The sequence below is a fragment of the Bittarella massiliensis (ex Durand et al. 2017) genome (assembly GCF_009876955.1).
Classification (GTDB): Bacteria; Bacillota; Clostridia; order Oscillospirales; family Ruminococcaceae; genus Bittarella; species Bittarella massiliensis.
In genome coordinates, this window is the sequence record NZ_WWVY01000003.1 from 306,445 (window position 1) to 331,338 (window position 24,894).

The following is a 24,894-nucleotide window of genomic DNA, read 5'->3' on the forward strand; positions in this document are numbered from 1 at the left end:
GATTATGGCCGGTTATCCGGCCTCTTGCTCGGACTCCTGTCCTTTCTGAGCAAAGTAGAGGGCAAGTGCCTCGTCCACAATGCTGTCGAACTCTTTCTGGCTGATGCTGGCGGTAAAGTATTTCTTGTAAATCGCCGGTTTGACCTTGAACGCCGTAGCCGTGGATTTTTTGGGTTTCCGGTTAAACTCGCCGGACAAAATCTGTTCGGTACGCTCCGGGGTCAGCTTTCCGGTATATTCCCGCAGCAGGACAACCTTTCCCTCATTGACCTTGTACTCGCTTCCCGAAAGCACATCGTCAACCATCTGCTGTTCCTGTTCGGTCAGATAAGAGAGCTGCACAGCTACCACAATCGGGAACTCGGCGTCATCAATTCGCCTTTTCAGCGGAGTAATCAACTCATTGATGCGGAGATAGTTCGCAACGGCGCGGCCTTTCAGGTCATATTCTGCGCCTACAACATCACGGCTTTTCGACTTGTGGCACTCAATGCCACAAGTCCCGGTTTCCCTGATTTCATCAGGGTTTTCAAGCCGTTTCAACTCCTCGACAATATCGTTCCGGCGCCCCTGACAGATCATCTTGGAATAGCGCAGAGCCAGCACCGCCGCTTTTTCAGAGGGCAGCATTTCGGAGAAGGAGCGTTGCAGGACATTGGTTTCGATCACATAAATCCAGGCATCTTCATCGGAAAGATTTTCCTTGACGATACAGGGAAGTTCACGGTTTGCAATAGCTGCGGCGTTCTGCCGGTTATGACCGGCCAGCATTTCATACTCAAAGCCATCTTCATCCCGTTCGATTTTGCGGATGATGACGGGATTCAGGACCCCATGTTCCGCAATGCTTTCTACCAGATCATTGAGCCGGTCGCCCTCATACAGCCGGAACGGGTGGCCTCGGAAAGCACGAATGGCCTGCGGGGGAAGGGTGATGATGGTGTTCTTGGTCGGCAAGGATACGGAAGGGGTGGGTTCAATAGGTCTTTCTTCTGCGGCATCCAAGCCCAGAAGATCGTCAATGGACTTGATGCGCGGATTGATTTTAGGCATTTGCCAGCACCTCCTTTGCAAGTTCCAGATAGGCAAGAGAGGCGGGGTTTGCCTGCTCCAGTTCCATGACGCTCATTCCGTAGCTGTTTGCGTCCCCCACCTTGACCGTGTAGGGAATCTGACAGTTGAAGATGGGGAGCGATTGGAATGCCTTTGTGACCTGACCGTATGTACGGCGATACAGGTTCGTCCGCTTGTTGCATTTGGTGAACAGGATACCGCCGATCTCAATGCTGGGATTTAATTTCCGCTTGATTTTCTTGATGGTGTCCACCAACGCCTGCAAACCGGTCAGAGCGAACAGTTCCGGGTCAATCGGGATGATTACCTCGTCGGCAGCCGTTAAAGCGTTGATGGTCAACGAGCCGAGAGAGGGGTTGGTGTCCACGATAATGTAATCGTAGGACAGCCGCAGAGGGTTCAGCAGAGCAGCCAGGTAGTCATTGCTGTCCGGCGTCATCAGCAGATTTGCCTCCGCAACGGTGAGAGAGCGGCTGGAAGGGATCAAGTCCACAGAGCCGATTTTCTGGATGAACTCGTTGGTATCCGGCAGAGATTCGTCGAGAAGCAGATTGGTGATGAGAGTCCCGGTATTACAGGGCGTCTGGGTCGGCAGGACACCGAAACTGGTGGTGAGGTTATACTGGGGGTCAAAGTCAACTACCAAGACCTTTTTGCCCATCTCGGCCAGCGCATAGGACAGATTTCGGACCGTGCTGGTCTTGGCTACTCCACCTTTCTGGTTGGCTACAACAATTATTTTCCCTCTTTCCATGATAGAAAACCTCCTATATTTTCGTGGAATTTTTGTGATTTCAAGCGTTTGTTCAAATATGCGTCACTGGCCATAAAGTCGATCAGATTGACCTTCGGGATGATAAATGCCGGACCATGTGAAAGAGCTTTCAGCTTTTTCGTTCTGATCCATTTTGCGACCGTAGATGCCGTGGCGCCTGTTAATTCCGCGGCCTCTCTCGTGGAAACTATGTCGGGAATGTCCCGGAAACTCTCTATGTAGTATTTTCGCAGTTCCTCCGTTGTCACAGATTCGGGAAGCAGGGGCTTGACTGCGTATGTCCCGCTATATGAGCCGGGGGGAAGTTTGTATTTCTCGGGGTGGATTTCCCTGCGCTCAAGGTAGCGAACAATGTCTTTCATCTTAATGGTGTAATTCCGGGTCTTTTTCCCACTCTGTACGCAGGGAACCAGACCGGATTGCAGCAGATAACGAGCTGTGCGTTTGCTGATATGACAGATGATGCGGAATTGCTCTTTTTGGACTGTTTCTGGGTACTGATTCAGCAAATAGCGATACTTGGATACCTGTGCCACATCACTCGCCTCCTTTTTCCTGCCACAGACGCTCAAATGTATCCATCAATTCCTTTTGGACAGGGGTCTTTCGGCGGATACGGCGGTAATATGGGCTTATCAGAAAGTCCAGCATAAAATCCTTTGGGACGGTGTACTGCTTTCCAGGCTGGAAAGCCTTCAGAATCCCTATGCTGATCCACCGCACGATTGCCGAGGACGAAAAGCCTGTAATCTGCTGAATATCCTTTACGGAAAGCAGGTCTGAGTAGGGAGATAGATGTTTGTCATAGAATGTTCTCATAGCACAGATATAGGGACTGTCTGCTTCCTGTCTGCACTCACGCCGATAGAGATAGGCAAGAATGTCCGTCAGCTTGATTTTGTGGCTACGGATCAGGTGGTTTTGCTCAATGGTGTAGGGAATCTCACCTTGTTGCTCCAAATTGTAGGCGGTCTTGGGACAGATGCGGCAGATCTCGCATAGTTCCCGTTGGGTTACATAGGCGGGATACTTTGCGGCGATGTCGGGGTAATACTTGGTCAAATCCATGTGCAGCACTCACTTTCTTGTTCATCTGTCATTGGTAGGTGAGGTACTTCACTGGTGCGTCGTATAATGTTGACTTTTGAAATGAGTTCAAATAAAATTAGGATGACAAATCAAATTGAGATTTGCGTTTTCGTAAAAAGGGATGGGTGTTAAACTCCTCGATCTGGCGTGCAGTTCTATCCTTGTTCTATCCTCCGGTCATAATTCGGGGCAAAAACGGGAAGAACTCGGAAAACCCGGTGGGTTCAAATAAAAGCGAAAAACGGAAGCCAAAATCCGCAGTATACCGCAGCTTTTGGGCTTCCGTTGTGTACTTCCATCTTCGCTTAATTTCCACCAAAAGTCATAAGCGGGAAATGACTCGAAATCTTGCGGGGAGCTGTCCGTTTCGTCCACCAAAAACCTTGTAACCATGCGGGTTTTACCCGGTTCGAAAATTGAATAAGTTTGCTGTTCTTTCCGTCAGTTCTTTCCAAAGCCCTTTTTCATCGAAAAAAAGCGAGGAAAAACAGCGGTTGAGCATATAGGGAGCGGTATCGAAGTGGTCATAACGGGCCTGACTCGAAATCAGGTAGTCCTCACGGGCTCGTGGGTTCGAATCCCACCCGCTCCGCCATCGAAAAATCCAGTAACCATGCGGGTTTCTGGATTTTTTCTTTTTTGTGCCCGCTCCAAAAATCACCCGATTTTGGGCTGTTCTTTCCATAATTTTGGAAAGAACAGCTTTTCGCTTTATTCCCCGCTTTTTTCTGCGCTTTGCTCCCATCTGCTGCCGAAATCTCCCGCTTCGGGAAGGGGCATACCGCTCACCATCGCCTGCGCCGAGGAGAGTTTCGAACTGTAATCCAGATGGGCGTAAATGTTTGCCGTGGTGGAAAAATCCGAATGCCCCAGCCAGTCCTGAATCTGCTTAAGCGGTACACCGTTGGCAAGCAAGAGGGAGGCGCAGCTATGCCTGAGATCGTGGAAGCGCATCTTTTTCATGCCGTGCCGCTGAATAAAGGCGGGAAATTGTGAGGTCAGATAATCGGGCTTCATCCGCTCGCCCAACTCGTCCACGAAGACGAAGCCGTCGTATTCGTAGTTGTAGCAGTTGCCGCAGACCTGCTTGTTCAGCTCCTGCGCCGCCTTGACCTCTGCAAAGTATTCCTTGAATCTTCCTACCAGCGGCAGGGTGCGCATACTGGATTTGGTTTTTGCCGACTCCTGCTCGATGATCTGCGTTTTCCCGCCGACATTGACGGAGGTCACCGTCCGTTTGATGGTCAGCGTTCCCCGTTCAAAGTCGATGGCGTCCCATTTAAGCCCCAGCACCTCGCCACGGCGCAAGCCGTAAAAGGCGGCGACTAAAACGGGAAGTTCCAGTTTTGTACCTTTGACCACTTCAAATAAGTGCTGAAGCTCTGCTACATCCAGAAACACCGGCTGGAAATCGTTCTTCTTTGGGCGGTCTACCTTCATCGCCACATTTTGCGGTACAAGGTCGGTTTTCATGGCGTATTTCAGCGCCTGATGGATCACGGCGTGATAGTGGATGACGGAATTAGGCTTGACCGTCCGCAGCTTTTCGGAATAAAACTGCTGGATGTGCCTTGCTTCCAAGTCCTTTAGGGTAATCAGCTTATTCCGAAAATACGGCTCAATGGTCTGCTTCACCATGCTCTCATAGGAGCCGAAGGTGGTGGGCTTCACCCTGACCTTGACGATTTCCAGCCAGCCGAGCAGATAATCGGCAAACAGCATATTGGAACAAAGCTCACCGATCTCTGCGGGTGGCTCAAAGGCGTTGCGGATTTTCACAAGCTCCGCTTCGGCCTTACGTTTGTTTCCCTTTTCGGGAAGTCCGGTGGATATGTACTTGACGTGCCGCTTGTTTTTGCTGTCGTAGAAGCTTAGCACAGCGTAGTAGTACCCCTTTTTAACCTGTAAATGTCCTGATACCAATTGATAAAACTCCTTTCTTTGCTTTTACACAGGACAGTCCGGCACCGACAAGGCCATTGTACCCTGCAGATGCCGTTCTTTCCATTGTGCGAAAGTCGTGCTCCGCACACATTTTCGGTTCGAATCAGCGACTGTCCCTGTCCCGTTCCCGCCTGCGCTGCCATTGCTCCAACAGCTTGATGACCGTATCGCAGACTTGCTTGTCCGTATAGCTTTGGGGGAAGTATTTGCGAATGTCCTCCCGCTTGAATTTGTACTGCTCCTGCTGGTTGGGCTTTTGCTCGGCAAGGATGTCGTAGATCGTCTGGTCTTGCAGTACCCCCTCCTGCGAGAGTTTTTTAAGCCGTATGCTCTGTGCGTGAGAGGGAGTACAGTCGTTTAGCTCCATTGCGTTTAACAATACCCGTTGTTCCGACTGCTCTAAGTACGAAATTTCTACCGCAGGGTTAAAAGCAATTTTTCCGTCGTCCACCATTTCCAGAAGCTCGGGAATCAAGTAAGTTAAGCGGATATAGCGTTGGACTTGCCGCTCGCTATCATCGCTTTCTTTGCTCACTTGTGTTACGCTCAATAACTTCTCGCCAACTTGGCGAGAAGTTATACCTTGATGCTTGATTGCTTCCAGCTTCATCTTATAGGCAAACGCTTTTTCACTGGGCAAAATATGTTCTCGTTGCAGGTTGGCGTCCACCATTGCAATGACCGCTTCGTCATCGCTCATCTCTCGAACAATGACCGGCATTGTTTCAAATTCGAGTACCTGACAAGCCGCAAGCCGTCTATGCCCCGAAATCAATTCGTATCCGCCTTCCGGCAAAGGACGGGCAAGCGCCGGTGTGAGTGTACCGAACTTTTGGATGCTCTCGATCAGGCGTTTCATCTCGTCGTCATTTTGGATTTTAAATGGGTGATCCTTAAACGGGTGCAGCTCAGTAAGCGGAATGTCTTTGACTCGTTCCAGCTTGGCATCGTCTCGTTCTTCCTGCGAGGAAAACAGCTCGTCCAGCGAATTTGTTGGTAAAGTAAAATCGGATTTTCGTTTTGTCATTGTGTTTGCCTCCTTTATTGCCATTTCAGATTGCTTTCGCCGGGGCGGAGGAACACTGATTCGATGTCCGCCTGAAATTTGTGCCAGCGCAATGCTTCCGCTTTCAGCATCGGCACGTCGATAAAACCGAGCGCATTTGCTTTTACCGCAAGCTGGTTGATGTTGTTGCCGATGGTGGAAAGCTGGCGCATAGCTTCATAAAATTTTGCGTCCGGTTTTTCTTTCGGCTCGTAGCCGTGCAGCAGAATTCGTATCACCGCTGTTTCTGTAATTCCGCAAAGCTCTGCCTTGCGTTTTAATTCTCTGACGTCCTGCGGGGAAAGCCAGAACTGTTTTTTGATTCTTCGTTGCATCTTTTTTCATCCTTTCTCTATGGGGTATTAGGGTGCGCCCTAACGAGATTTACCGTTTTACGACCTTTGGGAGTATAAACGGTCTGCTCGCTACGATAGCGCAGCCATTTTCTGTCTAACGTAATTCTTTCAAAATCGCATCTATACAGCGGATAATTTCATCCTTTTCATGCTGCGGAATGGCTGCTCTCAGTTGCTTTAACTGCCGGAAAAGTCGGTAATCTTTTTCTCGAACTGTTGCTTCAACATTCATTCCAAGCCCCAGTCTCCGCAGATATTCCGAAAGAGAAAGCGCACAGTATTCGGCATTTTTCAAAAGCTTTTCTTTCTCCTCCGGCGTTACCCGCACATTGATTCCAAGTGTTTTGCTTCTCATGCTTCCGCCTCCCCAAGTACGATTTTCAAAGCCTCCAACAGCTTCTGCGCTTCCTCCCGCTTCAAGGAAATTCCCTTTGAGGCGATGTCTCCCTGCCAGCGGCGGATGTCGATCATCGGGTCATAAACGCCCCATTTTACGATATTGATTTCCTTGGTTACGCCGTCCGGCTTTCCGCCGAGCACGGCGATTTTCTTTACAATTTCATAGTTTGCCATTGCTTTTTTCTCCTTTTCGTATTTTCTGTTTGTGACGGTAATGACGCTTGTGACGGGCATTTCGCTATATACCGTTTGTCCCGTCATTTGCGTCATCGCCGTCATGCCGTATAAACTTGATCAGCCTGCTTTGCCCTGTCCGCTTGGTTCGATACTCAATCCCGGCAGGCTCCAGCACATCGCAGGAAAACTGCCCTAAATACTTGGTGACCACATTGGGCGTGGTTTCGGTTTCCGCCATATCTGCAATCAAATCGGTGGCAGTTCCTACCCATTCGGTGCGGGATTTCATAAATTCCGCTACCCGAAGAAGAAACTGCGGGATTTCCGCTTTGCGGATTTCTTCTGTGTTTTTGTGCTCCACAAGCTCCCATTTCAGGTCTTGAAACCGCAGGGTCAGCTCCTGATATTCCACATCCCGCCCGCAGGCAAGGAGCGTGGCGTCCCTGCTGCTTCGCTTGCGCTTAAGCACATAATTGGTGTCCGCCGCCCCGGTGATGCCGGTAGAGCCGGACACCTCGTTGAACGGATCGTCCCCGTCCTTCAGCTTTCGCAGATGGTGGACGAGAATAATGGAAATATCGTGCTCATCTGCGATCCGCTTGATGGCGGAAATGTCATCGTAATCGTTGCCGTACATTCCCGTTTTCCCGGCGCTGCCTTTGGAATCCCGCACCTTTTGAAGCGTGTCGATAATTACCAGCTTTGTTTTCGGGAAGTCCTCCAAGAAGTTAATGATTTCTTCTTCCAGACCGTTCCCAATCAAGCCGCAGGTTACGGCCAAGTGGAAGCTTCGGGTTGAATCGTCCGTCAAATCGAAAAGCCGGTCTTTGATTCGTTTGAGCGTATCCTCCAAGCAGAGATACAGCACGTCGCAGTGCATGGTCGGGATTCCCCAAACAGAGAACCCCTGCGATACTTGCAAGCCGAGCCACAGCATCAGCCAACTTTTGCCGATTTTGGCGGCTCCGCTCAGGACATTCACCCCTTGCGGGATCAGCCCATCGACGATGAACATTGTCTTGCTCATCGGTGTGGCCAGCAGGGTCTCTGCGTCCACGGTCACTAATTTTCTTTTCATAAGTACATCCTTTCTTTTTTTGGTTTGCGGACAATTAGAACACCGAAATCGAGGAGTTTAGTATAATGCCTTTATGTACCCAGATTTGGTGTTAAAAAGCCCTTGTAAACCGGGCATTTTCAAACCCTTAATTGTCCGCTTTACGCTTTCTTGCGCTCTCGTTTTTCTGCCTGCGGTGCACTTTTTTGCTGCACGATGGGCAGTATTTCTGCCGGTTGGAGTTCGGCACAAAAGCTGCCCCGCACTCGGCGCAGTGATAAGTATGTTGTTTGAAAATATCCGCATACAGTTCCTTGTTCGCCGGTAAAACCGCATTACGGAAATACTTGCAGATAATGGATAACGAGATCATCTGCACACAAACGCAACCGTCTCCTTCGTCAAGCGGCAGGCAGTTTCCGTCGTCGTAATTGGCGCACAGTCTTTTAATCAGCCGGTTGCATCGCCTGCGCTGGGACGGCGTGAGTTCGATTCGTTCAGGCACTTGATTTCACCTCCTTTTTCTCTTCGGTCACGAAGTTGATCACACTGACTTTCGGGATTTTGAAACTGTTGCCGATTTTAATCGCCTGCAATTCACCATCGTTGATGAGATCGTAGGCAAGCTGACGGCTGATGCCCAGCATTTCCCGAAGCTGCCGGACGGTCACGATGTCCGGATATTCCGGAAACATCATCTGATAAAGCTCTTTGAGCTCTGATTTTTTCATAGCGCTTCAATCCTCCTTTTTTACGGCTATGTAAGGCAGATATCGGCGTGAGGATCATAGTGCCTTCCGATATCTGCTGTGCTTTTCCGAACCTTTTTTCTATCCCTGCCCCCGTCAGGCGGCGTCGCTTCGCTCCTGTCATCGCAAAGTCATATCCCATTCGGATTGTTATTCAATTTTCAAGGTACAATGAAAAGGTCTTTCACTTATTCCCACAGGGAGAGGTCAAACGCACCCCCTAAACGGGAAAAATATTTGAGAATTTGAAAAATCCTTTCACCTGTTCCCACTGGGAAGAGCAAAATTATCGGGTGTTTTTGAAAATTTTTTTGTTTTGCAAAAGACCCCTTCACTCATTTGGACAAAGGGTGCCGAAATGCACACCCATTTCCGGGCTTTTTCTCAAAAAAATTTTTGAGAAAAAATTTCCCCTTCACTTATTTGGAATTGAAACGCCAAAACGCAACCTATTTTTAAGAAAAAATTTTGAAAACGGACAAAAAAATTTGCCCGCCGGGAGTGGCGGGCATTTGCGTGCTTGCAGGAAAACTATAATTCGTTTTATTTCATATCAAATCAGGCCATTAACAAAAATAGGTTGCCCTGTTATGAGCAACCTATTTTTGTTTTGGTTATTCTGTTTGTGAAATATCGATATCTTGAAACATAAACCGCATTTATAATAATAAACACGGCTCATCATCGGGAGTAAGAATATAAGTGTGTTCTTTCGCTCTTGTGACTGCAACACGTAAATTCAAAATCGCTTGTTCTTTTCGTTCTGGACTTGATACAATCTTATTGTGATAATGCCCTTCATATACAATAACCACATCGAACTCTTTGCCTTTTGATTTGTGTATTGTCATAACGCTTATTCCATTCCATCTTTTTGTGCTTAAAGAAAAATGCTCTTGCGTCAAGGCATCTGACACTGCTTGTATAGCGCCATTATATGTGCTGCTGTTCCTCCAAATTGTATCTAGCGCTGAATATAATTGAGTGCCCCGTTGAAGTAAGCGTAAATATTTTGCATCATTTGCAACTTTTTTATAATAATCAGATTTGCAATCGATAATGATGCTTAATATTTGTTTCCAGTCATTCACCACATTTCCTGAAAAGTGTAAGTCATTAACCGAGTTCACTAATTGTTTGGTTTCTGCAATAAGTAATTCACGATTTTTCCCTCTGATTTTTTTGGACTTTATATATTGCTCTAAAGCAGAGGCAATCTCTTTATCTGCTTTGGAAACTGAATTATTTGCCCCTTTTCTCCCAAGTATATGTTCAATCAAAAATCTTAGCACAGTAGTTTCAGTACATATTTTTTGAGATCCATTTTCTAAAAGGTTAGCAATAAACTGAGCGGCTAAATACGCTCCTGATGTATCTACGGCAACATCATGCTCAATTGCTGGTAAAACCTTTCCATTGGATAGTTTTTGAGTCCGTTGCAATGTGTCCGACACAGCTAACATAAGTGAATTTGTTGGCACTAAAATAGCTAAAGACCAATCATTTCCTTGAGACTCGTATAATTTCTTTCGAATTTGTAACAAAGCGCTTTTTAAATAAATATGTGTAAATGGTTTTTTATAAAAAGGATAAGCAAAAATACTTACATCGTTATAGATTTTACCTTTGTTCGTTTGTTGCAGCAAGTCATTTCCAAATTGAGCAATGTCTTTTCCACTACTTCTATTATTCTGTTGCCCGAAATCAAATATTTCTGGATGAATCGCTTCAATAAACTGAGATATTCTTTTAGGATCAGCTCCACGGAAATCATAAATTCTTTGTTCGGGATCAGCTAAAGCTATCAATTTAGATTCGCTTCCAAAGATTTTTATCAGATTCCACTCGTCCATATTGGTATCTTGAAATTCATCAAGAATAATTACTGGATACATGGCACAAATAAGTTTCTGTAAAGCTTTGCTTTCTGTTAACAACTGCGAACATAGTTTTGCAAACATATCAAAGTGCACAAGACCTTCTGCCAGAAATAGTTCATGCATTTTTGCTGCACGTTTATTTAGAGGCACATCTGAAAGTAGCCGACCTGTTTCATGAGGGAGGAGAAGATGAATGGGGTGTGAATTAAGAAGGTATCCATGATGTTTTAGTATATTCCAAATAAATCCATGATAAGTATTTATCTCAATCTGTTGTTTCGTGTCTTCGGGAATAAGATCACCCGCCTGCTCTTCTACTCTGGAAATAGTGGCTCGTGCAAAGCTTAAAAATAAAACCTTTTGATTCTTTTTAAGTGTTCCAGTTTCTTCAATCAGTTGCTTTGCCTTAAACAACGCAATAGTAGTCTTTCCTGAACCGGGGCCTCCCATAATAAGTAAAGGAGAGACAGATTTCAAAATATCCTTGCGCAATTCGTCGTTTTGAAGCTGAATCATAATTCACTCCTCATTAATGTCATTGGGAAGGGATATCGGATACACAGTTTCGCTAATGCTAATAATAGTATCTTTTATAAATAAAGGCATTTCATCTTCTTCGCAAAATTGGACTAATTCTGCAAGCGCACCTTCTCCCTTTTTATTTTTAAAATACAGCTTCATTGTTGTATATAATTCATCGTCCTTCATCCCCTCATAAGGTGTTTGATTAGAAAGATGCGGAGGCCATTCGCCGCTTGCAACAACATCTAGGGCAAATCTTAATAATACAGACGGCTTAATTCCTTTAAGGACGACATCTTCTATTCCGTGCTCATTGGCTTCATAAGCACAATCAACTGCCAAAGCAATTTGCTCACTATCTCTTTCTTCTTGCTTATCGAAAACAGCATAAACTGTCTTTCCGAGCCTTTTATAATACTGACCTAATGCTGACACCTGAGTATCCGTTTCGGCATTTACAAGTGCAATTCCAAGCAAATCAAATGAGTAACTTTTTTCAGGATGCAGGCATTGCATTTTTCTGGAAGCTGAAGAGTACACATCGTATTCCGTCTTCCCTTCAGTAATAAGAACTCTTCGGGCTAATAAAGACTCACAAAATCTGCGTCTGAATTCATCCCTATATTTTTTTACTTTTACAGCTGGAGGCATTCCAGCAGGTTCGGCACTAAGCACACCATCCTTTCGAGAGATAACAAGAATTTGTTCTGGTGAAAACTCTTCAAGGACATATGGCGAATGAGATGTAAACAAAGCCTGTTTGGATTTTTCGATTACGCTTGATATAACTCTTTTTTGTATATGCGGAGGCAATGCAATTTCCGGCTCTTCCATAGCAAAAATTACATTTTCCTTTATATTAGCTATCATTGAAAGTAGAGATAAAACAAGTGTATTAATAGTTCCTGTTCCTTGGTGAAAGTACGGAGTCATATATTCAGAACCATTTTCTTTATAAGCACCAGAACCCATAAATACAGTTAATACTTTGCGTAAATTCTCACGAGTTAAATTGGATACTTTAATTTGTGGCTTGTCCGCAGATTCATAAGCAACTATATTTGCCAAGGAATCTTGAACAGATGTAAGCACTTCCGTAATACCTAAATTTGGATCGCCTGCAATAGAAACTTTTTCAAGTTGTTCTATGACGCTTTCCCACATTTGCGGTTTAATTTCTTTTAGTTGAAGGATTATGTCAAGTAAAGAACCCCTTTCAAGACTCAAAGCACGGCTTCCGGTTCTCAAGGTTCGCAAATATAAAAATCCGCACTTACGCTTATCTTTCTTGCGAAAAGGTTCTGGAACACTTCCTTCACGAAGTGTTCCAGCAAAAAATGTTTGCCCCTCAAAATCATCCTCCTCCGGACTATAGTTGCCCTGAAATACTAAGCGTAAGGCAGGCTCAACATCATCTGAATCAGTAGCACTGGCCGGTGGTCCACTTATAATAGAATTTGATTTTTTATCCCACCATTCTATATGATTTCCAAAATGTATTTTTTGGTCTTCACTAAGTCCTATAACTACAACTTCAATATATATTTGAACCGTTTTATCACCTTTTAGGTATTCGCCTCCGTAAAAGTCGTGTTCATCAATTACTGGATGCCTTGCAAGACGGTCTGGCCCCATCACTAAATCTATTGCTTCAAATATTGTGGACTTTCCAGAATTATTATCACCGACAAACACAGAGTTACCATTAATCAAAATAGAAGCACTTTTAATTCCCCTAAAATTAGAAATTCCAATTTTACAAATATACATTTGAGTCCTCCCGGCTAACATAACCGTTAAAATAAAATATGATTAGTTTTTTCTCATTTCCCGATATACCACATCTGCCAATGCACTCATAATTGCATTGTATTTATTCTGATCTTCGAACAGAGAAGTATAGGTGTCTTGAGATTCCATATAGCTGTCCTGCGCTGCATCTCCGAAAGCTTTGGGGAAGATACTTTCCGCAAAAATTTGCGGATCAGAACTGCGTGCCATTTTTGTCAGTTTTTTGTCTGCCATCAATTTAGTATGCAAAGCATTCAGTAAAACTTTATCTCCCTCGGTGAATGCACCTTTAAACTTTTCATTGATTTTCTCAATGATTTCGTCAAGAGGTTCCTTGCTGTCACCACCCATAGCACCTTTATGTTTGGCGGGCTCGTAAACACCCTTTGTCTCCTGCAATTCTATGGAGCCTTCAAAGGTCTTCTGCAACTTATAGTATTCCAACTTTAACTTGCCTTCGAGGTCAATCATAGAAACCGCCTCTGACGGCAGCAAATTAAGCAAATAGGAGCAGAACACATATTCCTTGTGTAAGTCTTTATCGAACATACGCAAAATTTGGGAGATGTATCCGTACCACTTAATCAGATTACGAACTTGGCGGCGGAACTGGTAACGTTCTTCGGTAGATTTCTTGTTATACCGGTCTGCAACAGGCTTTAATATGCTGGTCATTCTTCCCATTGCACGAGCGTCCTGTTTTCCTGTATTAAAATACTCTTTCGCAAAGGCTTCAACATCAGTATCACTATAAATAGCAAAGCCCCGCAGTTCTTTCTGCGTTTGGTAAATCAAATCGGCATTAACTTCCTGTGAAAGCGTTGTTTCCTGATAAAACGGCTGAAACGCTTTCAGAATATCCTCTTTTTTGTTGACGAAATCCAATATGAATGTGTCGTTCTTTCCGGCACAAGTTCTATTCAAGCGAGATAGCGTTTGCACGGCTTTTACGCCTTTCAGCTTCTTATCTACGATCATCGTATGCAACAATGGTTCGTCAAAGCCGGTCTGATATTTTTCTGCCACGATAAGCACATTAAAATTATCGTGAAACTCTGCTTTGGTCTGCGTTTCTGCTATATGGCTGCCATCAGCACGGACATTTAATTTAGGCTCCGTATATTCGGTATCTCCATCTTGAACAGCACCGGAAAAAGCAATAAGTATTTGAACATCATTATACTTCTGCTCCTCTATATAGCGTTTTACTTCGTGAAAATAACGCACCGCAGCAAGCCGAGAAGAGGTAACCACCATCATTTTAGCTCTGCCGCCGATTTTATGGCGTGTTGTTTCACGGAACGTTTCAACAATAATCTGTGATTTCTGCGAAATATTATATGGATGTAATTCTTGATACCTGCGGATTACCTTTGCCGCTCGGCTTGCAGGAACATCAGGATTATCTTCCGTAGTTTTAGCTATTTTAAAGCAGGTGTCATAGGTCATATAATTTTGAAGAACATTGAGAATAAAGCCTTCTTCAATGGCCTGTCTCATGCTGTAAATGTGAAATGGGTGGAAAGAACCATCCTCGTATTCCGTTCCGAAAAGCTCTAAAGTTTTATCTTTCGGCGTAGCAGTAAAAGCAAAGAAAGATAGGTTTTTGTGCTTGCCGTGAACCAGCATTTCTTTCATCAGCTTATCATCGGGATCAAGCTCTTCTTCGTTCTTACCCTCAATTTCTGCATACTCTCGCAAAGCGTCCTCCGTATTGGCCAAAGCCGCTTTCAATTTCAAGGCTGAATTGCCTGTTTGCGACGAATGCGCTTCATCTACAATAACCGCAAAATTCCGTCCTGCCACTTTATCAACCTCCTGATAAATAACAGGAAATTTTTGTAATGTGGTGACAATGATACGGACTCCGTTGTTAATAGAATCTCGCAAATCTTTTGAATTTTTGTCTTCTCCAATCGTCTCTACGGCACCAAGCGTATGATCAAAGCCGGAGATCGTTTCCTGTAGCTGCGCATCTAAAACCGTGCGGTCTGTTACAACAATAACGCTTGAGAATACAGGCTTGTTATCCGCATTGAAAAGGGAAGCCAAACGATAGGCTGTCCAAGCAATAGAATTCGATTTGCCGCTGCCTGCGCTATGTTGTATCAGATAGTTGTGTCCTGAGCCGTCCTTTTTAACATTGTTCAGTAATTTGCGAACAACATCCAGCTGGTGATAGCGAGGGAAAATCAAAGTTTTACCATCCTGTAAGTTCATAAATTTCTGGATAATATCCATCATGCTGTCCTTCTGGAAAACATTTTCCCAAAGATACGCAGTAGGGTATCCATTCGGATTCGCAGGATTTCCTTTGCCGCCATCGTTACCTGCACCGTTAGAGCCCTGATTAAACGGCAAAAAATATGTATTTTTACCGGCCAATTTCGTTGTCATCCAGACTTCCGTGTGATCAACGCAGAAAAATGCCAAGATCCGCCGATTAAACTGAAAACAGGTCTCACGGGGATCCCGGTCATACATCCATTGCTGCTTTGCGTTATCAACGGTTTGACCGGTATATTGATTTTTCAGTTCAAAGGCAAACACAGGAATGCCATTGAGCACCAAAACCATATCCACACTCTTTTTGCTGTCGGCGGAATAATACCATTGCCGGTAACATTCAATTTTATTATGCGCCCATAATGCGGCTGCCGTTTGATTTAGAGCGGATTCCGGCTTAAAATAACACACCCGAAAATGGATACCCCTATGCTTAAATCCATGACGCAGAACTGAAAGAACGCCTTCTGCATCACAGGCTGAAGCAAACGCAAGGCAAAACTTGCGAACAGGATCAACCTGATTAGCGTTTTCAAAACGTGCCCATTCTTTAGGCTGGGTGCGCTGCACAAAATCAATCAGGGTATTTACATATAGACCGAGCTTGGCGTCGTATGTATCGGTACCTTTTGTATATCCGCCTGCCGGGGAAAGGAAGAAAGATTCTATATCTTCTTCAAATCGTTTTTCGGTTGTAACAGCAATAGACATTTAGTTTTCACCTTTCCTGCCATAGTGTTGTAATGCGCGCTCTATAGAACATCTTTTCATAATGTCATAAGTCCTTTAGCAAGCTTTTTAATTATTGCTAATAAAGCGTATGCATCGTTTTCTTTTATCACCAATCTCTGACCTATAACATAGGAATTATCACCAGATTTATCAACGTATTTCTGATCGACCATGCCGTTGTTATGTTCAATCAAGTGTCTACGTTGAAAAAACATATTCATGTTGTGTAGTTCCTTATCCGATAACCATTCTTCGTAACCTTTTCCAGTTGCATCTTTGAAGAGTTGGTTTCCTTTCTCAACGATTTGAAAATCATTTACTCTAGATATTTCTCCCGTTAGCTTATCATAATGGCAAGATGCGAACTTCTGAAACGATGAAACAATATCACCGAGGGAGCTTTCCAAAAGTCCACGACACATGGTTTCTGCTTTATCCCTACCATATGATTCAGTTAACAACTGCTTCATCTCTGGAAGAGATTTCAGCATTTTCTCAATGCTGTCTGTAGACTCGTTAAAAGCACTGACTGCGGAATTATGGCCACAACAGGGGCAAAAATAAGCTGAACCAATAACACTATATCGAGTGCCACATTTTTCGCATGTAATATCGGTTTCCCATTCTTCACTCTGACCGATAGGATTGTTCTGAAAAGTAATCTTTTTGCTGGGCTTATAGGTTATCTTCAAAAATTTATTATTCCGAGTAGAACGGGCCAGTTTACCAAAAGCTTTATCTAACTCTTTGGTAATCATTGACATAGCATAGCTTGCTGCAATTTCTTGCATAGATTCCAATTGTTCCTGTGTCCACCATTTATCGGCGGTATCAATATGACCGCACATTGGGCAGTGGACTTCGTCATCAGAAATTTTTTCTTTCCAATCCTGCATATTGATTTTGAAAGTATAAAGGCAATTCTCATTTGGGCATTCTCTATCGAAATATCCTTTTTCGTCTGAATGAATGGTGATAGGTATCTCCATTTACTGCATCTCCTTCATAACAGTATGCTTTCCATATCCCTTAGGAATAATATGGTTCTTTCGGATCTCGTTCATTGCACGAAGCCAAACTTGTCTGGGAAAACGTCTTTTGCTTTCATGCCAATTATTTAGCACATCATCAACAATGTCATCATCGGTAAACTGTTTTTTATCAATGATAGCATCATTCCAAGCAGCAAATAACGTAGCAATTATTTCTGCTTGTTCAGTTGTGTAATTTCTGAAAACATCAATGATGCGTTCAATTTCGGAATTATACTCAGAAAAATACTTCGCATAGTACTTCTTGTATTTATCCACATCATTGGTAGGAGCATATGAGACGCCATAACTTGAAGTTTTCGTACTGAACCACTTATTACGGCGCGTTATGATTTTCTCACACTCATAAATCGAAGCATCGAGGGGGCCAGCCGCTTCTCTAAGATACTCTGTGTCAAAATTGAATCCAATGTGATTTTCGATAGTAAATAATGTTTTCTCAAGTTTGACACGGCCCATTCCTTTGCTGCTTTCTTCAAGTATTTTGCTCATCAAAACGGCCTGAGCAAAACGAGGACTGGAAGCATGCACCGGAGCGGGGAAATATGGATAAGCATTAGAAACGTCGTCATTCTGATTTATTGCAGGACATTCCTTCTTGCCAGTTGCATACTCATAAATGAGTGATTTTTTATAATTCTCTATTTCGGTGAGATATTGTTGCTTTTTTGAAATTAGTAAATCAATCTCTTTACATTTGTAGTCTAGGTATTCCGCAATATCAGCCTGTTCACTATCGCTTGGAAGAAAAATTGGAAAGTTCCGCACAAATGAGGGAGATACTCTTTTTAGTCCGCCAGTCCCTGTCATAGTTGCGCAAGCATATTGTTTAAATATATCATTTTGTAAGTAATAGAAAAGGAATTTAGTATTTATGCTTTTAGGGCGTAATACAAAGAGCTCTGAACTACCGAAACCAAATTCAAACGAAAGCCCTTGCATTATTGCAATATTCCCATTTTCAAAGCAAGGCGTTACTTTCGCAAAAACAATGTCGCCTTCTTGATATTGCGTATACGATGAATTCATCGAAGCAAAAACAGCTTCCCGATTTTCAAAATAGCCATTTTTTATGCACTCCATAGGAGTAAAAGTTACTATACTATCTTCTGTAAGATGGCTGGTATTGCATAAAGGAGAAAAAATAGCGCAGTATTTGATCTTGCTATTTGTCCATCCAACGGGCACCTTATGAAGAAAAGATTCTCCGCTGTCTTTCATCGGTCTGCCGCCACGGATGCCTTTGGTGACGGCCTGTGTAATAACAGTCTGCTTCAATTTTTTATATTCATCAATCGAGGCACGGGTCTTTTCCAGAACAGCATCGATTTCAGCACACTCTGAATTCAAAAATTCGGAAATACGTTTTTGTTCAGCATATTCTGGAACAGGTACGCATATGGATTTCATCTCTTGCCATCGAGTTGTCCATAAATCAGCTACTATCCCGTGCCCCCATTTATAAAACTCGTCTGCAAAAAGCGTTGTATGAAAAAGCCAATCATAATAACCAGGGTGCATAGTTGTTCTTGGTGTCAATATGATATTAATTAGTGATACTGATCCATCCAATGGGGAAATTCCGCACGAACCCCGTCGATCGGATCGACTATTAATTGCAAAATCACCTACACGAACTAATTTCCTGTTATCACCATCATCTGTTTTAGCAGCAGATGCAAGTTGTGGTAAAACACCTTGCATCGTTACGGAAAGCGGTTGATATTCCTTATCAGATACCTTTTCATTTCGTTGCGTATATAAGCTCCCGATTTTTGACATATTCCAATTTTTTGGAATATCTCCAATCCATTCAATTCCGCTATCCTTCATTTCACGCATTGTTTTCACCACCTTTTCGGGTATAACGAACAATCAGACAAACAATTGCAGCAGCCACCAGAATGCCGCCAAGGATACTTACAATGAGCAGCCAATGTGCAAAAATAAGCTTTGCAAGCCAAATCACAAAATATGTAATTGCCCATATCACAACAAATACAATCAGGCGAATAATCCAATGTAAAACAGAACCGGCTGCGCTGCCGCTGATCATACCGCCATCATATAAATCACCCACAGTCCGGAACGCAATGGCGTATGCAGCAAATGTAATGATTGCAAGAATAATCCATTCCCAATATCCCGCAATGGGAAGACCGAGCGGGTCGGTAAATATGTCAAACAGAAAACTCAACACTTCTCTCAAAGTTCATTCTCCTTATGAAACAGTGCATTTAAGCTTTCGGAAATTTCGCTTTCCAGCTTTTTAATGCGCTTTACAATGTCATCCACCGGTTCCGGCGGCTGATACTCATAAAAGTAGCGTGTCATCGGAATCTCGTATCCGACTTTGGTTTTGCTCTTATCAATCCATGCATCGGGAGCGTACGGCAAAACTTCCCGTTCAAAGTAACGGTCAATATCCTGCACAAGCGGTACATTCTCCGTATCACGTAGATTTTTATCTGCGACAGGCTTGCCTTTTTTCAGTATGATTTCGCCGTTTTCGTCTCTCTGCGGGCGTTCTACAACGATTTTGTTGTATCCGAAGTCCTCTGAGCCGAAAATCTTGCTGTGGCAATAAATGCCGTTCTTATCACCGTAAACAGCATCGTTCTTATACTCGCCGTATGCTTCTACAATCAGATTGCGGCAAAGGTCGGTAATATCGTTGCGTTTGGTTCCGATAGACTTCCTGCGCTGTTCATAGCAATGGGAGGCATCAATAAGTTGTACCTTTCCTGCACGATAGGCAGGCTTGTCCTTGGATAAAATCCAAATATAGGTGCTGATTCCCGTATTCATGAACTGGTCGGTTGAAAGCTGGATAATTGCATCGAGCCAATCGTTTTCCAATATGTACTGACGGATATTAGAGGGGCCGCTGCCTGCGTCGCCTGCAAACAGAGGAGAACCGTTCTGGATAATTGCCATTCTGCCATCAGGCGCAAGCTTGGAAAGACCGTTCAGCACAAAAAGCTGCTGACCATCGCTGATTTTCGGAAGTCCCGGAGCAAATCTTCCCAGCTCACCAAGTTTAGCTTCCGCTTCGACGGCCTTTTGCTCTCGCTTCCAATCGATTCCAAACGGAGGATTGGAAATGCAGTACTTAAAAGTGAAGCCTTTAAACTGGTCATCAGAAAGAGTATCCCCAAACCGCATATTGTTTGGATCGCCGCCACGAATCATCATGTCTGCCTTTGCGATAGCAAAAGTAGAGGGATTAAATTCCTGCCCGAAACAGGTAACTTCTATATCTTCGTTTAACTCGTGGATTCTCTCTTCCATACAGGAAAGCATCTGACTGGTGCCCATTGTCATATCGTAAACGGTGACATTGCCCGTTTCATCGAGCTTTGCATCTGTAAGAAGCAGGTCGGTCATCAGATAAATAATATCACGACTGGTAAAATGGGCTCCGGCTTCTTCGCCAAACGACTCAGAAAAGCGGCGAACCAAATCCTCAAAAATATAACCGCAGTCCACAGCGCTGATTTTATCAGGGCCCAAATATCCCTTTTGCGTATTGAATTCTTTTATTACAAGATACAGGGTATTGCTTTCAACCATTCTGCGGATGACATTGTCAAAATCAAATTTAGCAAGAACATCCTGTACATTTGCCGAAAAGCCTGCCAGATAATCACGGAAATTTGCTTCAATGTTTTCAGAATCTGCAAGCAGTGACTCAAAAACAAATTTGCTTGTATTATAGAATTGATAACCGGACGCACGAGTTAAAAAGCCGTCAATTACCGCTAAATGTTTCTTGGATTCATATTCTTTTAATACGGCTTCATGTGTAGGCAGTAAACAATCGTGAAAACGTTTCACTACCGTCATAGGCAGGATAACAAGTCCGTATTCATGCGGCTTAAACGGGCCACGAAGCATATCTGCCACATTCCATATCATCGTTGCCTTTTCAGCAATATTTGTACCAACTACATTTATTTTATCATTCACCATTTTGTGAGCACCTCTGTTTGCAAATGTTTTATTCTAATACGGACGTTAGCGCAACATATCTTTGTAGGCCACTAGTGTCACATTCCCCATCTCATTTGTCCGGTCAATGCAGCCTTTGGTAAATCCGTTTTTTGCAAAGAGGTAGTAGTGGACATTCTTATAGGCAAACAGTTCGCTGCGCTTTACGAGGGTCTCCAAAACGCCGAGATCGACTTTCTCGTTCGTCCATTTGCACTCGCCAAAAAGGGCGGTGTTTTTATCCTGTTCCGCAAGAATATCGATTTCAGCCTGCCGTTTTTCTTTGGGATCGTTGCCCCACCAGCGGCCGAGGGAGGAAAATTCCACCGGGCATTCGCCGTTCAGCAGCTGCTTCCAGAGGTACTGCTTGCAGATTTCCTCAAACACCTTGCCCATATAGTCGGACAGATACGGCTCGATACGCTTGTAGGCCAGATCGGCAGCTCCACGGGCGATGATCGAGTTGTTTTCCGGCACAAAACGATACCAGAAGCGGAACATATTGTCCGCAATAGAGTAAATCGCTTTTCGGGACGCCTTTTCCCCATAAGGCGTCTCTTTTTCGATAATGCCGAGGGAGATCAGGTTTTTCACATAGGCGGAACAAATATTTGTGCTTTCGCCGACCTTTCCGGAAATCTCCGACATACGGGAAGCGCCGGTGGCAATCGCCGTGATGATGGCGTTGTAGAGCGCCGGTTCCCGCACCTCCTGCTTGAGCAGGTTTTCCGGCTCTTCAAACAGGGCGGAGTTGGGGTTCAGGAATGTGTTTTTGATATTGTCCTCAATGCTCAGCTTATCGCTCATCTGAAGCAGATACTGGGGCGTGCCGCCGACGATGCCGTACACATAGGCTTTCTCTTCATCGGTGAAATTTTTGAAATAATGGCAAGTTTCATCGAAATCAAAGGGGAGAATTTTCATCTGCGCCGTCCGTCTGCCATAAAGCGGCGCTTTGTAGGCAAGAACGTGGTCTTCCATATAGGACATGGACGAGCCGCAGAGGATCAGCATCAGTTTAGAAGTGTCCTTGTACTGGTCAATCAAAAGCTGGATGGTGGAAGCGAGGCTTTTCGAGGAGCGGGCAACATAGGGGTATTCGTCAATGGCAAGGATAACCCGTTCCTTTTCGGACAACTTGAACACATACTCCAAAGCCGCCTGAAAGGACAGGAAAGAGGTTTCGGCGTCCATGCCGGTGTGGAAGCTTAGAATGCTCTTGCTGAAATTTTCGAGGTTTTGCTTGGCGTTGCTCTCAACGCCCATAAAATAGATGGCGTTTTTATCATCAATAAACTGGCTGATCAGCGCTGTTTTGCCGACACGGCGGCGACCATAGATTACAACAAATTCCAACTTATCCGATTCGTACAGCTTATTCAGCGCCGCAAGTTCACGCTCTCTGCCGATAAACATGACTGGTATCCTCCTATCTGCCATAAATTCACTGAGTATAGTATACCACAAAATTAAAATTAGTCAAGTATGATTCGGTAAATCACACTTGACTAATTTCTTTCTCGCTTTTTCTGTTGCTACGCAAAAATCAAGTCGGCATAAACGGTTTCTGCCGCCCGATTGCGGATATTGTTCATTTTCTGCACCCACTCCATTGGATTCTCCGCTTTCAGCTGTTCGGTTACGCCCTCACGCTCGGCGTATTCTTTGACTAGCCGAAGAAAAAGAGATTGCGCTTCTTTCTCCACATCAGCGAGGTGGAAACGGAGTTTGCCGGAAGTGAGCAGATTGTAGTACAGGATTTTGTGGTGCTGCTTCAGGTACTGTCTGCGGCGCTGCGCCCAGACACCGATGAGGCGTTCTTCTTCGGCGGGTAATGTAAGATCGGGCAGACAATAGTCGCCCTGCATGGTGTATGTGCCGCCCGTTTGTTCAAATATTGTTTTAGCCATAAAGCAAAACCTCCTTTGATACCGTTATTGTACCAAAGGAGGTTTTGCTTTACGAATGTGCGATTTTTAAAATTATAGTTTCTACCAAAACTCTCTTTTTCTATTGGAATAGTTGACTTTTCATCGTATGGTATATATAATTTGAATTGTAGGATATGTTAAATTTGAATCAGTTTGTATGCCGGATCGACGAGAAATTCCAAAGAACAACCGGGTTCAAAACGCCTACGATGAAAAAATTGTAATTCTGAGATACTATCAACATCGATTGAAATTCTCGTTACGATGCTGAGAATCCACAAGATAGGCTCCGAGAGATATTTATCTCTTTTGAGGTGAGCCCAAGTTGCTGTATCAAAGCTTTACACCATACAACATTAGGCAACGGCTTCGGCTGATGTCTTTGTTGCTATGTGTGTAAAGTTTCGACTCGGATCGTTGATGCCTGTACACACATGGTTGTGTATGGGCTTTTATTTTGATCCGGGTTGGAGGTGATACAATGAAAATATGTAAATCCAATGCGTTGCGCCTGTGGGACGCATACTATGGCAATGTTCGTTTTGCAGAGGATTTCCATGGCAACCTAATGTGCAGAGACGGATATGGAAATGCAGATTACTGCGTTATTCGTTGGGGAAGGACGGTATATTGCGGTTGGAATATCCACCATATACTGCCCATTGCTTGTGGAGGTACCAACGAAAAGCAAAATCTGATTTGTACAAATATCTATACCAATGATATGGCGGAAGATAAAATTACATATTGGATTGATGATTGCCTGTATCAGGTTCAACGCATATATGGTACACGAGAACATGAAATTGTTAAATTGAATTAGGAGGTCAAATATGGGAAAAAGTGTTTTTGACTACAATGACGGTGATTTTATCTTTTCTACATCTTCTTTGGGATTTGATTCCGACGGAAATATGATGATGCGTTTAGGAGACAACATGGCGCTGGAAGTGGATTCCGGAGAACTTCACATAGTTTCTTCGTGGGAGAACGAAGAATAACGTGCTTTCATATTAAAGTATCAGCCGCCTCGAAAGGGACGGCTGATACTTTAATATTTTTTCTCCGCACCTCCTTCGCTGTCTGCTGTGTGCAGGTCACGGATTTTCCGCCAGCTGGAAAAGCCTTGCAGGGTACGGATGTGCCACGGCGATTTGCGGGTGATGGTGCGGAAGTAGGTAGAGCAGAAGAACTCCACCAAATAGACCTTCGGAATATGGTTGACATTGTTTTTTCGGAAAGACTTGATGTGCCCCTGATTGCACCAGTTGTTGATGGCGGTTTTTCCGTAGCCGGTGATTTTGGAGACCGTCTGGGTGGTCAGTACATCGGGATAGTCGGAGAGCAGATCGGTATAATACAGTTGCAAATGCTCCCGCACGATTGGGGGAACTTGTTCCTCCATCCGGACAGTATAATCCCCTTTGTACCAGCCCGCCGGGGCGGAGTAGCTTTCGGGGAACACCTTGCGGTTTTCCAGATAGGCAATGACATCTTCCTTTTTGATTTTGTAGCAGCGGGTTTTCCTGCCCGTGTACTCGCAGGGGATTTTTCCGCTTTGGAGCAGGTACAGGGCGGTAGATTTGCTGATGTGGCAAATGTGATACAGCTGATCCTTCGTGATCACATCGGGGACATTGTCCCAGTTGATTGCGTTTTCTTTCATGACAATACACCTCATATCTTGGTAAGCTTTGCCGGTATTCGAACTGTCCGTGTATTGCCTTTTGATTTTTGTTCTTTCCGTTCTTTCCGCAGTTCTTTCCAAAAGCGGAAAAATTGCTGATTGGAACCGATGGGCGATTTCTCAGTATTTACGGGCTATTTTTTCAAAAAGCCCGGATTTCATGCGGGTTTGCGGGCGTACAAGGCTGACTGAAATTGACAGGAGAAACCATGTAATTAACAGACGGCGATAAAACTCGAAATCAGTTGAGCCGCAAGGCTCCGTGGGTTCGAATCCCACCCGCTCCGCCAACAAAAAGAGGTTGCCATATGGCAACTTTTTTTTGTCGGCTTTTGTTTCCTCCAATACTCTCTTTGTG

At 44.2% G+C, this 24,894-nt stretch carries 25 protein-coding genes and 1 tRNA gene; 3 read left to right on the top strand and 23 right to left on the bottom strand.

Going from position 1 to position 24,894, the window contains the following annotated elements:
* Positions 1-12: 12 nt before the first annotated feature.
* Genes GT748_RS05360 through GT748_RS05375 form a run of 4 tightly spaced genes read right to left on the bottom strand, consistent with a single transcriptional unit; the run spans position 13 to position 2,917 of the window.
* The gene (locus tag GT748_RS05360; protein WP_154238244.1) at positions 13-1,053 is read right to left on the bottom strand and encodes a ParB N-terminal domain-containing protein; all 1,041 of its coding nucleotides are present in this window, start codon (positions 1,051-1,053) and stop codon (positions 13-15) included.
* Entirely contained in the window at positions 1,046-1,828 is a 783-nt protein-coding gene (locus GT748_RS05365; RefSeq protein ID WP_154238243.1) for a ParA family protein, read from the bottom strand. The genes GT748_RS05360 and GT748_RS05365 overlap by 8 nt, the downstream gene beginning before the upstream one ends.
* Positions 1,810-2,385 (bottom strand): helix-turn-helix domain-containing protein, encoded by a 576-nt coding sequence (locus GT748_RS05370; protein ID WP_154238242.1) that lies wholly within the window; start codon positions 2,383-2,385, stop codon positions 1,810-1,812. The genes GT748_RS05365 and GT748_RS05370 overlap by 19 nt, the downstream gene beginning before the upstream one ends.
* 1 nt (position 2,386) lies before the next feature.
* Positions 2,387-2,917 (bottom strand): helix-turn-helix domain-containing protein, encoded by a 531-nt coding sequence (locus GT748_RS05375; RefSeq protein ID WP_021633063.1) that lies wholly within the window; start codon positions 2,915-2,917, stop codon positions 2,387-2,389.
* A 527-nt stretch (positions 2,918-3,444) separates the two neighbouring features.
* Between GT748_RS05375 and GT748_RS05380 the strand changes: the two genes are divergently transcribed.
* Positions 3,445-3,533 (top strand) — tRNA-Ser (locus GT748_RS05380).
* Between the two features lie 116 nt (positions 3,534-3,649).
* On the opposite strand, the gene GT748_RS05385 is transcribed toward GT748_RS05380, so the two are convergent.
* The 17 genes from GT748_RS05385 to GT748_RS05465 all read right to left on the bottom strand — a co-directional run bounded on the left by GT748_RS05385 (position 3,650) and on the right by GT748_RS05465 (position 22,828).
* Positions 3,650-4,861 carry a site-specific integrase gene (locus GT748_RS05385; RefSeq protein WP_161213329.1) on the bottom strand — a complete coding sequence of 404 codons (1,212 nt, stop codon included), beginning with the start codon at positions 4,859-4,861 and terminating at the stop codon, positions 3,650-3,652.
* A gap of 124 nt (positions 4,862-4,985) precedes the next feature.
* Positions 4,986-5,909 (bottom strand): ParB/RepB/Spo0J family partition protein, encoded by a 924-nt coding sequence (locus GT748_RS05390; protein ID WP_161213328.1) that lies wholly within the window; start codon positions 5,907-5,909, stop codon positions 4,986-4,988.
* 14 nt (positions 5,910-5,923) lie between these two features.
* On the bottom strand, positions 5,924-6,262 hold the full coding sequence (locus tag GT748_RS05395; protein WP_161213327.1) for a plasmid mobilization protein: 339 nt from the start codon (positions 6,260-6,262) through the stop codon (positions 5,924-5,926).
* A 115-nt stretch (positions 6,263-6,377) separates the two neighbouring features.
* A complete protein-coding gene (locus GT748_RS05400; protein WP_161213326.1) occupies positions 6,378-6,638 on the bottom strand; it encodes a plasmid mobilization protein in 261 nt (86 codons plus the stop codon).
* Positions 6,635-6,856: a hypothetical protein gene (locus GT748_RS05405; protein ID WP_161213325.1), complete on the bottom strand. Its 222-nt coding sequence runs from the start codon at positions 6,854-6,856 to the stop codon at positions 6,635-6,637. Before GT748_RS05405 ends, GT748_RS05400 begins: the two co-directional genes overlap by 4 nt.
* A 64-nt stretch (positions 6,857-6,920) precedes the next feature.
* Positions 6,921-7,937, bottom strand: coding sequence for an AAA family ATPase (locus GT748_RS05410; protein ID WP_161213324.1), 1,017 nt, complete (start codon positions 7,935-7,937; stop codon positions 6,921-6,923).
* 127 nt (positions 7,938-8,064) lie between these two features.
* Positions 8,065-8,421 (bottom strand): cysteine-rich VLP domain-containing protein, encoded by a 357-nt coding sequence (locus GT748_RS05415; RefSeq protein WP_161213323.1) that lies wholly within the window; start codon positions 8,419-8,421, stop codon positions 8,065-8,067.
* Complete coding sequence (locus GT748_RS05420) at positions 8,414-8,647, bottom strand: helix-turn-helix domain-containing protein (RefSeq protein ID WP_161213322.1); 234 nt, start codon at positions 8,645-8,647, stop codon at positions 8,414-8,416. Before GT748_RS05420 ends, GT748_RS05415 begins: the two co-directional genes overlap by 8 nt.
* 677 nt (positions 8,648-9,324) lie before the next feature.
* Positions 9,325-11,061, bottom strand: coding sequence for a UvrD-helicase domain-containing protein (locus GT748_RS05425; RefSeq protein WP_161213321.1), 1,737 nt, complete (start codon positions 11,059-11,061; stop codon positions 9,325-9,327).
* Between the two features lie 3 nt (positions 11,062-11,064).
* On the bottom strand, positions 11,065-12,837 hold the full coding sequence (locus tag GT748_RS05430; RefSeq protein ID WP_205301320.1) for an ATP-dependent nuclease: 1,773 nt from the start codon (positions 12,835-12,837) through the stop codon (positions 11,065-11,067).
* Positions 12,838-12,879: 42 nt separating this feature from the next.
* Complete coding sequence (locus tag GT748_RS05435) at positions 12,880-15,855, bottom strand: type I restriction endonuclease subunit R (protein ID WP_161213319.1); 2,976 nt, start codon at positions 15,853-15,855, stop codon at positions 12,880-12,882.
* Between the two features lie 56 nt (positions 15,856-15,911).
* Positions 15,912-16,865: a hypothetical protein gene (locus GT748_RS05440; RefSeq protein ID WP_161213318.1), complete on the bottom strand. Its 954-nt coding sequence runs from the start codon at positions 16,863-16,865 to the stop codon at positions 15,912-15,914.
* Entirely contained in the window at positions 16,866-18,770 is a 1,905-nt protein-coding gene (locus GT748_RS05445; RefSeq protein WP_161213317.1) for a restriction endonuclease subunit S, read from the bottom strand.
* Positions 18,763-19,137, bottom strand: coding sequence for a hypothetical protein (locus GT748_RS05450; RefSeq protein WP_161213316.1), 375 nt, complete (start codon positions 19,135-19,137; stop codon positions 18,763-18,765). The genes GT748_RS05445 and GT748_RS05450 overlap by 8 nt, the downstream gene beginning before the upstream one ends.
* A complete protein-coding gene (locus GT748_RS05455) occupies positions 19,134-20,900 on the bottom strand; it encodes a type I restriction-modification system subunit M (protein WP_161213315.1) in 1,767 nt (588 codons plus the stop codon). Before GT748_RS05455 ends, GT748_RS05450 begins: the two co-directional genes overlap by 4 nt.
* Positions 20,901-20,945: 45 nt before the next feature.
* Positions 20,946-22,334 (bottom strand): ATP-binding protein, encoded by a 1,389-nt coding sequence (locus GT748_RS05460; RefSeq protein WP_161213314.1) that lies wholly within the window; start codon positions 22,332-22,334, stop codon positions 20,946-20,948.
* Between the two features lie 119 nt (positions 22,335-22,453).
* A complete protein-coding gene (locus tag GT748_RS05465; RefSeq protein WP_161213313.1) occupies positions 22,454-22,828 on the bottom strand; it encodes a TnpV protein in 375 nt (124 codons plus the stop codon).
* Positions 22,829-23,330: 502 nt separating this feature from the next.
* Here GT748_RS05465 and GT748_RS05470 point away from each other — a divergent pair.
* Together GT748_RS05470 and GT748_RS15160 are read left to right on the top strand one after the other, a co-directional pair.
* On the top strand, positions 23,331-23,672 hold the full coding sequence (locus GT748_RS05470) for a hypothetical protein (protein WP_161213312.1): 342 nt from the start codon (positions 23,331-23,333) through the stop codon (positions 23,670-23,672).
* 10 nt (positions 23,673-23,682) lie between these two features.
* A complete protein-coding gene (locus GT748_RS15160; RefSeq protein WP_178551111.1) occupies positions 23,683-23,850 on the top strand; it encodes a hypothetical protein in 168 nt (55 codons plus the stop codon).
* 50 nt (positions 23,851-23,900) lie between these two features.
* Here the strand turns inward: GT748_RS15160 and GT748_RS05475 are convergent, their stop codons facing one another.
* Both GT748_RS05475 and GT748_RS05480 read right to left on the bottom strand, forming a co-directional pair.
* The gene (locus GT748_RS05475) at positions 23,901-24,515 is read right to left on the bottom strand and encodes a helix-turn-helix domain-containing protein (RefSeq protein ID WP_161213311.1); all 615 of its coding nucleotides are present in this window, start codon (positions 24,513-24,515) and stop codon (positions 23,901-23,903) included.
* Between the two features lie 141 nt (positions 24,516-24,656).
* Complete coding sequence (locus tag GT748_RS05480) at positions 24,657-24,881, bottom strand: hypothetical protein (RefSeq protein WP_161213310.1); 225 nt, start codon at positions 24,879-24,881, stop codon at positions 24,657-24,659.
* Between the last annotated feature and the right edge of the window lie 13 nt (positions 24,882-24,894).